Below are 11007 nucleotides of genomic sequence, written 5' to 3'. Positions count from 1 at the left end.
TCGCAGCGAGGAGCCCATGAACGACAACACCGCCGACGCGGAGACGGCCGAGGGGCCCGCCGCCCCGGACCCGCGCCCTTCCGGCGTCCAGGGAGGACCGTCCGCCGTGCCGAGGGGCGGGCCGGGGTTCCGGGAGCCGCCCGCGGACTACGTCGAGGCCGCCAAGGCGGCCCCCGGCCACTGGCTGTCCGTGATCGACCGGCACTGGAGCGGCGACGAGGACGAACCCACGCCCCCCTGGGCGGTCCTGGGACGCTGGCGCAGCGACGCCGACGGCGAGATCGTCGAGTGGGAGGAGAACGCCGGGTACCGCCCCTCGCCCGACGCCCACGGCTGGGCCCCGCCGGTCAGCCCCGTGGACGCCGCCGTGCAGCTGGTCGCCACCGGATACGCCTCGGAGGACCTGTTCGCCCTGATGGTCGCCGACGCCGAAGTGGCCGTGTGCCTCGACGGCGAGGGCGGCCTCGCCGTCACCGACGCGCAGGACGGCACCCAGGCCGTCCCCGTCTTCCCGGCCTCGCCGGAACTGGACCAGGACAGGCTGCCGCCGCACGAGATGATGCTCGTTCCCGACCTCCTGGACCGCCTGCCCGAGGGGAAGGAAGTCCTGGTCCTCAGCTCGTCCGCTCCGGTCGGCCAACTCGTCACGGCGAGCGCCCTGCTGGCGGCCGGCGCCGAACTGGAGGAGTTCGCGCGCCTGGAGGAGGCCGACGCGTGGCCCCCCGGGGCAGCGGCGGGAGACGGCCCCGATACCGCCCCCCGGCCCCCCGGACCGGCCGGGGCCCGGCCCGAGTTCTTCCGGGGAGAGGGCTGAGCCCGCCGGCCCCGGCCGCCCGTCCGGACGGCGGCGGGGCCGAGGGGCGGGGAAGGCGGGGGCCGGGCGGCGGGGAGGGCGGGACGGCGCGGATCTCCCTCCTCGAACTCCGCTTCGTGCGGGTACGGTTCACCCGTGAGCGGTCTCGTCGCCCGGACGGGGATTCCGTTTGCCGCCCGCTCGCCGGGCCCCCCCGCCCCACGGCCGAGGGAGCCCCGCCCGCCGGCCCGCGCCGACGGACTGTTAACTGATGAGGGTGAGTTCGCAACGATGGCTCGTGTCTTCTGTTCTTGGAGTGCCCGCCGGTGAGTGAGTACGTCGACAGGTCCGCCCCGGAAACGCCCCCGGCGCCCGGACCCGAGCCCCTCCCCGCCGCCGAGGACGACCCGGCGATACCGGCCCCGGAACCCCTGGCGGCGGAAGCGGTCCCGACCGCGGGCGGACCGGCGGACCCGGCCGGTCCGCTGCCCGAGCCGCCCCCGGAGGTGGTCGAGGCGGCCCGGAAGCTGCCCGGCCGCTGGTTGAGCGTTCCCGACGCCGCGTGGTCGGGACAGGGCGCACCGCCGGAGTGGGCGGTTCCCGGCCGGTGGCGTACGGACTCCACGGGGACGATCGTGGCGTGGGAGGACAACGACCGTTACCGCCCCTCCCCGGCGGCGCTCGGCTGGCCCAGGGCCACCGACCCGGTGGAGTCCGCCGTCCAGCGCGCCGTGACCGGCTACGGACCGGCCGGCGAGGTCCTGCGCGCCCTGGCCGCGTCGAAGGTCGCGGTGCTCATCGGCTCCGACGGCGAACCGGCGGCCCTCCGCTCGGCCCAGGGCGACCCCGTGGTGCCCGTCTTCACCAGCCCCGCCCACCTCCGCGCCCTCGGATCGCTCGCCGCCCGGCTGGTCCCGGTGGCCGACGTGGTCGCGGGGCTGCCCGCCGGGCACTCCCTCTACGTCAACCCGACCGGACCGGCCGGGATGATCATGGAGACCGAGGCGTTGGCCGAGGAGATCGCCGCCCAGGAGCGCGGCGAGGCCCGGCCGAAGGCCACGGACGGCCCGGGAGGGACGAGCGCGCCGCGCATCCGGGCGGTCCACGTGACCGACGCCGACCGGCTTGCCGCCGGTGTGGCCGACGCGGACCGTGCCGCCACCGACGTGGCCGGCGCCGACCGGGCGGCCACCGGGCTGCCCGGCCCGCAGGAAGCCGCCGCGCCCTCGGCCGGGACGGAGGCCCGGGCATGAGGGGCAGGGGCGGACTCTTCGCACGCAGACGCGACACCGGCGCCGGGCGCGACCGCGCCGACGCCGCTCCGGCCGCCTCCGCCGGACCGGACGAGGGGACCGGGGAAGGGTTCCTGGTCGAGGACCACGACGGCATGCTGCTGCTGCGGACCTTCTCCGACGACACCCTCGCCCCGGCCGACGTCGCCGACCTGGCCCGCACCATGGGCGCGGACGAGGACACCGTGACCGTCATCGCGGGCGCGGAGGGGGCCGGCTCCACCGCCTTCTGGTCGAAGCTGAGCGAACTGCTCGACACACTGGGCGAGTCGGGGGCCGGGAGCGTACGGCTCGTCATGGCCGGGGCCGGTCACGATGCCGAGGGCAGGCCCGCCACCGCGCGCCGCATCGCCGACGGCTGGCGGATCGAGGTCGAGGCGCCGGACGGGGCGCCGCTCGTCGTACCGGGCGGCACCCTCTTCGTCCCGCCCGCCGAGGGCGTAGGACGGCACCCGTCGGCGGGCGGCTGGTGGCGGTTCGCGCCGGGGAAGCGACCCGAACCCCTGGGCCCGCGCAGCCCGGAGCCGTCCTGGCAGTCCGTGCTGAGCGGCCTGCCGTCGACCGTGGCGGGCGGCTGCGTCGTCGAGCAGATACCCGCCGGGGTGCTGGTGCGCCCCGCCGGGGCCGCGGCGGCCCGGCCCGGCGACCTCTACCACGCCGTACCGGTCGACCCCCGGCGTCTGGCCGTGGTGGTCGGCGTGCCCTTCGGCGAGGACGTCTCGGCCGAGGAGGTCGCCGAGGTGCTCGAAGCCCTGCCGGAGGACGTGCGGGTCGCCGTGCGGCTCGTGCCCGGCGGGCGGCGCGACCTGCTCCCGCTGGCGCAGTCGGTGGCCGACCGGCTGGACGTCGAGGTGGAGGTCATGACCGGGCTGCCGCTCGTCGCGGCTTCCGGCCCGATGGGGACGTACGCCGTGCGATCGGTCCTGGCGACGCCGGACGGCACGCCGACGTGGATACCGTTCGTGGACGCCGTCAGGTGCGGCCCGCCCGACGCGGAGGGCCGTGCCCGGCCGCCCCGGCTGCTGCGCTGGAGCCCTCCGCTGCCGGGACCGGCACGCCCGGAGGAGGGGGTGGTCGGCCTGAGCGGGGACTGGCAGCTCACGGTGACCCGGGCCGGCATGTGGGTGGGCCCGCGCGGAGGCCCCGGACTGCCCTCCACGGCACGTCAGGTGGACCCGGGCGGACCGGTGATCGAGCTGGGGATGCCGGGCGAACTCCTCGACGCATCGCTGTGGCCGGTCCTGGCGAACGTCCTGGAAGCCCTGGCGCCGGACCTGCGGGGGCGCGCGACCCTTCACGTGCACGGTGTGGCCCGCGACGGCGGACGCGAACTGCGGCGGCTGGCCGCCCGGTACGGACTGCGCACCCTGCGCCACGCCGCCCCGGCGCCGGTCCGGACCGGACCGGCGACCGCGGGCGGGCCCGCCCGGGCCGGGGCGGTCGGCGCGCCCGCCCCGGCACCGTCGTCACCGGCCGCGCCCGCACGGGCCCTTGGGCGCCCGGCGGCGGCCGGACCGGCGGAGCGCCCGGTCCAGGGGCCCCGGACCCCGTCCGCACGGACCGCGGCCCCCCACCGGCCGGAGCGGACCTCCGGAGCCGCCCCCGCCACTCCGGCCAGGACCTCCGGCAGGGGCGCGGGAACCGACCGGGCACAGCAGCCCGGGGAGGCCGTGACCGCAGGTGCGGAGGCGGGCGCGGGGGCGAACACCGCGAGAGGGGCGGGCGCGTCCGGTACGCCAGGCGAGGCTGCGGCACCCGGTACGGCGGCGACTCCGGGCACGTCCGGCACGCCCTCCCCGCCCGGTACGTCGGTGACTCCGGGCACGTCGGGTGCATCCGGTACGTCCGGTGCACCCGGCGCGTCCGCGATGCCGGGCGCGTCCGCGATGCCGGGCGCGTCCGCGATGCCGGGCGCGCCCGGCAGGCCGGGCGTCTCGGGCGCGTCCGGCAGGAGCGCGGCGCGAGGGGAGCGGGAGCGGGAGCGACGAGGGGAGACGTTCGACTGGTCGGACGACCGCGTTCCGACGGGGTTCGCCGGACGTGCCCGCACCCCGGGGACGGCCCCGGGACCGGCGAGCGGCCCCGGCACAGCCCCGACGACTCCGGCCCCGGCGTCCGAGCGGCGCTCCGGCCCGGCAGGCCGGCCGGAAGGACGGGAGCCGTTCGCGAACGCCCCGCGGCCGGACGCCGCCACCACCGCTCCCGGCGAGGACCTCGCACGGACCCCTGGGCCGGAAAGGCCCGGCCGTGCGGGAGCGGCGGACGAGGCCGGAGGCGGCGGGGACGCCGGAGCCGCGACGGCCGGGAGGACGGGGGTGGCCCACAACGCCGCGACGGCCGGGAGCACCGCCCCGGAAGGCGGCCTGGGCCCCTCCGGCGCGCGACGGCGGAACCACGCGCCCGCACCGGCCGAAGGGCCCGGCGGCCGGGGCCCCGCCGGGGACGCCGGACCCGCGCCCGCCGAGGGCCCGGAGGGAGCGGGCGGTGCGCCGCTCCGGACACCCGGCCCCGAGAGGGCCGGGGAGGGGGCCCCGACGAAGGAGGACGGTACGGAACCGTCCACCGCGGCCGGCCCGGCGTCAGCCGCCACCCCGGAACCGTCCACCGGACCGGGCCCCGCCCAGGGCTCCCGCACGTCCGGCACGGCCGTGCGCGTTCCCGACCCCGCTCCGGCGTCCCCGGGACCGGGGGCGCGCGGGGTACCGGTCGCGGGGACCGATCCGGCGCCCGCGACGGCGCCGGTCACCTCGACCGCCTCGTCGGATTCCGGCGCCGCCCGGCTGCCGGACCTGCCGGACGCCCGAGCCGTTCCCGAGCGCGAGGACACCGGCCCGGCGGACACCGGCCGCGACAGCGGGGACCAGGGGGAGGACGTCCCCCCGACACCGCTGCCCCCGGTCCTGCTGGCCCCCGGGCACCGCAGCTCCGAGGCCGAACGGACCGCCTTCCGCGCGCTCGCGGGCGAGATGTGGGACCGGCACGGCGCGGCCGTCGCGCGGGCGCTCGCCCGGATGCCCGCGCTGCGCGGCAAGGAACAGGAGGCGGCCCGCGCCGATCTCATCGCGCTGCGGATGTACCTGCTCCTCCCCGAAGGACCGCTCAGCCACGGCGCGTTGACCCGGAGTCTGCGCGACCGCGAGCTGGACCTGATGCCGTACGGCGCCTGCGTCGCCTCGGCGCTGAACCGGATGCCGTCCTACCGGGGCGCGGTGACGCGCGGCGTCGGCGGGGGGCCCGCCGCTTCCGGCGGCGTTCCCGCCCCGCCCCGCCCCGGAACGCTGCTGCGGGACGCGGCGCTGCTGAGCACCGTGCGGCTGGATCCCGGCACCGCGCCGCCGCCGGGCGGCAGTTACGTCATCTGGTCGGTGGCCGGCCGCCGCGTACGGCAGTTCTCCGAGCAGCGCGGGCCGGAGGAGGTCGTGTTCGCCCCCGGGACGCTCTTCCGGGTGCTGGCCGTCCGCCGCGCCCGGCCCGGCGTACAGATCCATCTGCGTGAACTGACCGGACCTGCCGAGACGGCCGCGCCCGACCCCGAGGGGGATCGGGCCGTGCTCGCCCGGCTGGAAGCCGTCGCACCCGGACCCGACGCGACGCCCCCGGGCGCCGGCCCCTGGCCGGAACGCTGTGCGGGCGCTGTGGGGGCCGGACCGTGACGCGACACCCCATCCCGACAAGAGCGAGGACCTTACGTGGCAAGAGACCATGATCCATCCCCCCGCATACCCACGCGGTCGGGAACGTCCACCGGAGAGGGCGGCCCGGGGAGCGGCCGGAGCGCCGGGAGTCCCTCGGTATCGGTACGCCGAGCGGTGACCATGCCCGGAGCGCCCGGCGACCCCGGCAGCGCTCTGGCCCCGGGCGGCGAGCGGCCGGGCGGTACGACCGCGCCTGCCGCGGGAGCCGCCGCCCGGGCGGCGGGCCCGGCGTCCGGAGGCTCCACGACCACGAACACGACCACGAACGTCCCCACGAGCACGAGCGGCGAGTCGGAGGCCGGAAAGGTCGGCGAGGCGACGGCGGCGCGTACCGACGCGCCCCGGGAAGAGGCGGAGAGCACCGCCGAACCCGTCGCCTCCTCCGCGCCCTCCTGGGCCGCAGCACCGTCCCGAACCGCGTCCGCGTCGGCGTCGTCGGAGTCGGCGTCGGCGTCGGCGTCCGTCCCCACCGCGGAACCGGCGACCGCCGGCGTCGGCGGCCCGGTCCCGGGCATTGCCGCGACCGCCACCGGCACCGGCGGCGGCGGTGGCGCGAGTTCGCGGGAGGGCGACGAACCGCCCGGCAGCCGGCCCAAGAAGCCGATGCTGGCGGCGGCCGGGATCGTCGGCGCGATCCTGATCGCGGTGCCCTTCCTCTTGGCGGGGCAGGACGACCGCGATCCCGAGCGGACCCGGACCGAGAACGCGGCCGGCACGGTGCTGGACAGCGAACGTCCTCCGGTCCCGGAGACCTACACCAGCCAGTCGCCGGTCCCCTCCGCCAAGCCGAGCAAGAAGGAGGAGAAGAAGGAGAAGAAGGAGAAACCGGCCGGGCCCGTGGTCCACCAGCAGGCGGCCACGCCCTCCCCGAGCCCGTCCCCGGAGAAGCCCCGGGTCGAGAAGAAGCCCCAGCCCAAGCCCAAGCCCAAGGTCGCGGCGCTGACGCCGGCCGAGCAGCTCCGCCAGTGGGCCAACGGACGCTCCGGGGTCCAGAACACCGTGATCAAGAACGCCTCGACCGGCCAGTGCGTGGACATCGGCGGCTACGGCAAGGGCCAGATCAACAACGCCGTCAACCAGTACCCGTGCAACGGCACCACAGGCGACAACCAGCTGTGGAACCTCGACATCGTGGACAAGGACGGCGGGCCCCAGAACGCGCCCCTCTTCCTGATCCGCAACAGCAAGGACGGGCTCTGCCTGGACCTCGGCTACTACAACGCCCGTTCGGAGGGGACGAAGGTCGCGCAGTTCCACTGCAACGCGTCCGGTGACAACCAGCTGTGGTGGCTCGACCCCCGCGGCGACGGCACGAACTGGATCCGCAACGCCGTCAGCAACGACCTGTGCCTGCGTCCGACCGGCGGGGTCTCCGCCGGAAACGACGCCCGGCTCGAAATCGCCCCCTGCGGGTACGGCGACCACTGGATCGTCTGAGGGTCCGCCCCGGCGGAGCCGACGCCCCCGTTCCCGCGGTGCAGCGATGCGCACCGCGGGAACGGGGGCGTTCCCCTTCGCCCGGGGGGCGTCCGTCGCCCCCGCGGCGGAGGGGTCAGGACAGTTCGGCCAGGACCGCGTCCGTGAACGGCGTCCACGCCTCCGCCGCCCACGGGCCGAACGCGCGGTCCGTCAACGCGACGCAGGCCGCCCCCGCCGCCGGGTCGATCCACAGGAACGTGCCCGACTGGCCGAAGTGCCCGAAGGTGGCCGGGGAGGACGAGGCGCCCGTCCAGTGCGGGGACTTGGAGTCGCGGATCTCGAAGCCGAGGCCCCAGTCGTTCGGGTTCTGGTGGCCGTAGCCCGGCAGGACGCCCTTGAGGCCGGGGTGCACGACGCTCTGGGCCTCCAGGACCGTACGCGGGTCGAGCAGGCGGGGAGCCTGTACCTCGGCGGCGAAGCGGACCAGGTCGTCCACGGTGGAGACGCCGTCGCGGGCGGGGGAGCCGTCCAGGGTCGTGGACGTCATGGACAGCGGCTCCAGGACCGCCTGGCGCAGGTACTCCGCGAACGGGATGCCGGACGCCTTCGCGATGTGCTCGCCCAGCACCTCGAAGCCCGCGTTGGAGTACAGGCGGCGCTCGCCCGGCGGGGCCGTCACCCGGTGCTCGTCGAAGGCGAGGCCGCTGGTGTGGGCGAGGAGGTGGCGCACCGTGGAGCCCTCCGGCCCGGCCGGCTCGTCCAGCTCGACGGCCCCCTCCTCGTACGCCACCAGCGCCGCGTAGGCCGCGAGCGGCTTGGTGACCGAGGCGAGGGGGAAGCGGTGGCCGGTCGGCCCGTGCGTGCCGAGGACCGTGCCGTCCGCCCGGACGACGGCCGCCGCCGCCGTGGTGACCGGCCAGGTGTCGATGATGCGCAGGCTCTCCATGGGTCCGAGCCTAACGGCCGCGCGAGACGCCCCGCCCCTGGCGCCCCCCGGATGGTGCACCCGCGTCCCGGCCCGGGCGCGCTCACGCGGCCAGCGGGGCGATCGGGGCCAGCCGGGTGCCGAGCGCCATGATGCGCATCGCGCGTTCCGTGGCGTCGGCCAGGAACTCGCCGCTGCGGCCGATCGCCTCCACCAGCGTCATCGGGGCGGGCAGGATCGCGCTGTACGCGTCCACGCCCACCGCCCGTACGTCCTGAGCCCCCGGCCCGATCGTCCCGGCCAGCACCAGGACCGGCACCCCGGAGGCGCGGGCCCGGCGGGCGACCTCCGCCGGGATCTTCCCCCGTACGGTCTGGTGGTCGAGCGCCCCCTCCGCCGTGATGACGAAGTCGGCGCGGGCCAGGCGGGCGTCCAGGTCGAGGCCGTCGAGCAGGACGTCGTAACGGGGGAGGAGGCGGGCTCCCACGGCGGCCAGCCCGGCCCCGAGGCCGCCCGAGGCGCCCGTGCCGGGAGACGTCCGCAGATCGACGGGGGCGCCGGCCGGCGGGACGAAGAGCGGGGCCAGGTCCCGGGTGAGGACGGCGGCCAGCCGCTCCAGGCCGGCCGAGAGGAGTTCCACCTCCGCCGGGGTCGCCCCCTTCTGCGGCCCGAACACCCGGGCCACGCCGCGCTTCCCGCACAGCACGTTGTACGGGTTGCAGGCCACGAGCAGTTCGGCGCCGGCCAGCCGGGGGTCGAGACCGGACGGGTCGATGCGCTCCAGCTCGTGCAACACGCCCCCGCCCGGTGGGAGTTCGCGGCCGTGCCGGTCGGTCAGCCGGGCCCCGAGCGCCTGGAGCGCGCCCGCGCCCCCGTCCGACGTACCGGAGTCGCCGCAGCCGACGAGGACGCGCCGGGCCCCGGCGTCCAGGGCCGCCCGGATCAGCTCGCCGACCCCGTACGTCGTGGTCGCCCCCGGGTGGCGGCGGTCCGGCGGGACCAGGGCGAGACCGGCGACGGCCGCCATCTCGACGACGGCGGTGAGCGGGCCGGAACCGCCCAGCAAGGCGAAGTGGGAGGCGACCGGGTCGCCCACGGGGCCCGTCGCCGTGGTCTTCACCAACCGGCCGCCGCCCGCCAGGGCCAGCGCCTCGGCCGTGCCCTCGCCACCGTCGACGAGGGGGATCAGGTCGAGTTCGGCGTCGGGGACCACCCGGCGTACGCCGGTGGCGATGGCCTCCGCCACGCGGGCGGCCGACAGGGACTCCTTGAACCCGCTGGGGGCGATGGCGATGCGGTGGGGGCGATCGGTGCGGTGGGTACGCGTGGTCATGGCTGGGTCTCCAGAAGGACGGGCACGCCGAGCAACGGCCAGACGGCGAGGGCGAAGAGGAGGACGAGGGCGGCGGTGAGCGGCGCCAGGAAGGCGGACAGCCGCAGCAGGTCGCGCGGGGTGTACGTCGGGGTGCCGGGCACCTCCGCGAAGAGCGCGACCGGCTTGGCCGAGGACGGCAGGGTGTGGCAGAAACCGGCGGCGGCCGTGGACGCCAGCGCCGCCGTGACCGGGTTGACCCCGGCCCCGACCGCCGCCGCGACCACCAGCGGCACCAGCACGGAGGAGCGGGCGGAGCGCGACTGGAGCGCCAGATGGGCGGCCGTGCTGACGACGACCACACCGGTGAGGAACAACCACGGGGGCGTGGACGCCCCCAGGGGTATCCAGCCCACCAGCCAGTCGGCCGCACCCGAGTCGGAGAGGGCGACGCCCATCGCCATGGTGGCGGCCATGAACAGCAGCAGCGGCCAGGGGACCGTCCGCAGCCCGTCCTTGAAGCGCACGGTGCCGAGGGCGGGCGAGGTCGCCACGAGCGCGCCGATGAGCGCGACGACGGCGGGCGACACCCCGTGCAGCGGCTCACTGCACCAGAGCAGGACCACCGTCGCCAGCAGCAGCAGGCACCGGGACTCCGCCGGGGTGAACGGCCCTTCGACGGCCGTCCCGGAGTGCTCCTGGATCTGCGCCGCCGTGATCCTGACCGGCCCCTTGCGGTCGGCGCGCCGGGTCGTCGTCACCAGCACCAGTTCGGCGGCCAGATGGGAGGAGACGACCGCCAGCGGCAGCCCGAGGACCAGCCAGCGCACGAAGCCCAGCCGCTCCCCGGTCTGCTCCCACAGCACCCCGACCGTGATCAGGTGCGCGCCCGCCCCGATCAGGGTGGCCACGGCGGAGAGCAGGATGACGGTCGGGAAGAGGAGCGCGAGCATGATGACGAGGCGCGCCCGCTCCCGCAGTGCGGCGGCCAGGGCCAGGAACACCGGCAGGGCGAGCGCGGCCCGGCCCGAGGTGGCCGGCACGGCGAACGCGGTGACGACCAGGCCGGCCGTGGTCAGGTGCACCAGCTGGCGTACGGTCCGGGCGCCGCCGACCAGGAAGACGGCGGCCCGGCCGGCCAGACCGGTCCGGGTCACGGCGGCGGCCAGGACGAAGGCGCAGATCAGCAGCCACACCGTCTCGTCGCCCAAGGTGGCGAACAGGGTCTCGCTGCTGATCACTCCCGTCACCGTCAGCGCCAGGCCCGCGCCGAGCGCGACGTAGGCGTCGTCCACCGGGGTGGCGATCCAGGCGGCGGTGGCGAGGACGAAGACGGCGAGGGAGAGCCGCCCGTCGACGCCGAGGCCGGGGGCGGCGCCGGGGACGGCGAGGAGGGCGCAGAGTCCGAGGACGGCGCAGAGGCCGGCGGTCTGCCGGAGGGGGAGAGGCACGCTGTACAGCCTCGGAAGGCGGGGTGAGCGGTCGATGAGCGGCCGGTGAAGGGCTTTTCATCTCCGCCGGGGCGGCCCGGCCGCCGGGCCGTCCCGTCACCGCGCCGTCGGGCCGCCCGG

General features: G+C 77.1%; 7 protein-coding genes. 4 read left to right on the top strand and 3 right to left on the bottom strand.

Annotation, left to right across the window (positions count from 1 at the left end; translation table 11 throughout):
* The first annotated feature begins 16 nt into the window (after positions 1-16).
* The 4 genes from AMK24_RS16975 (at position 17) to AMK24_RS16960 (ending at position 7217) form a co-directional block, all read left to right on the top strand.
* Positions 17-814: a type VII secretion system-associated protein gene (locus AMK24_RS16975; RefSeq protein ID WP_073769571.1), complete on the top strand. Its 798-nt coding sequence runs from the start codon at positions 17-19 to the stop codon at positions 812-814.
* 305 nt (positions 815-1119) lie between these two features.
* A complete protein-coding gene (locus AMK24_RS16970) occupies positions 1120-2046 on the top strand; it encodes a type VII secretion system-associated protein (RefSeq protein ID WP_079190541.1) in 927 nt (308 codons plus the stop codon).
* On the top strand, positions 2043-5738 hold the full coding sequence (locus tag AMK24_RS16965) for a hypothetical protein (RefSeq protein ID WP_073769570.1): 3696 nt from the start codon (positions 2043-2045) through the stop codon (positions 5736-5738). Before AMK24_RS16970 ends, AMK24_RS16965 begins: the two co-directional genes overlap by 4 nt.
* Before the next feature lie 162 nt (positions 5739-5900).
* Positions 5901-7217: an RICIN domain-containing protein gene (locus tag AMK24_RS16960; protein WP_073769613.1), complete on the top strand. Its 1317-nt coding sequence runs from the start codon at positions 5901-5903 to the stop codon at positions 7215-7217.
* 115 nt (positions 7218-7332) lie between these two features.
* Here AMK24_RS16960 and AMK24_RS16955 read toward each other — a convergent pair whose 3' ends face one another.
* The 3 genes from AMK24_RS16955 to AMK24_RS16945 form a co-directional block, all read right to left on the bottom strand.
* Positions 7333-8145 carry a serine hydrolase domain-containing protein gene (locus AMK24_RS16955; RefSeq protein ID WP_073769569.1) on the bottom strand — a complete coding sequence of 271 codons (813 nt, stop codon included), beginning with the start codon at positions 8143-8145 and terminating at the stop codon, positions 7333-7335.
* Between the two features lie 82 nt (positions 8146-8227).
* The gene (locus tag AMK24_RS16950; protein ID WP_073769568.1) at positions 8228-9457 is read right to left on the bottom strand and encodes a glycerate kinase family protein; all 1230 of its coding nucleotides are present in this window, start codon (positions 9455-9457) and stop codon (positions 8228-8230) included.
* Positions 9454-10887 (bottom strand): SLC13 family permease, encoded by a 1434-nt coding sequence (locus tag AMK24_RS16945; protein WP_073769567.1) that lies wholly within the window; start codon positions 10885-10887, stop codon positions 9454-9456. Before AMK24_RS16945 ends, AMK24_RS16950 begins: the two co-directional genes overlap by 4 nt.
* Positions 10888-11007: the final 120 nt, after the last annotated feature.

Origin of the sequence: Streptomyces sp. CB02366 (assembly GCF_001905905.1) — a bacterium.
GTDB lineage: Bacteria > Actinomycetota > Actinomycetes > Streptomycetales > Streptomycetaceae > Streptomyces.
This window is presented reverse-complemented; position numbering and strand designations above follow the sequence as displayed.

Coding starts and splice junctions, on each gene's coding strand:
- AMK24_RS16965 (WP_073769570.1), top strand. CDS start 2,043: ATGAGGGGCAGGGGCGGACTCTTCGCACGCAGACGCGACACCGGCGCC.
- AMK24_RS16955 (WP_073769569.1), bottom strand. CDS start 8,145: ATGGAGAGCCTGCGCATCATCGACACCTGGCCGGTCACCACGGCGGCG.
- AMK24_RS16975 (WP_073769571.1), top strand. CDS start 17: ATGAACGACAACACCGCCGACGCGGAGACGGCCGAGGGGCCCGCCGCC.
- AMK24_RS16960 (WP_073769613.1), top strand. CDS start 5,901: ATGCCCGGAGCGCCCGGCGACCCCGGCAGCGCTCTGGCCCCGGGCGGC.
- AMK24_RS16950 (WP_073769568.1), bottom strand. CDS start 9,457: ATGACCACGCGTACCCACCGCACCGATCGCCCCCACCGCATCGCCATC.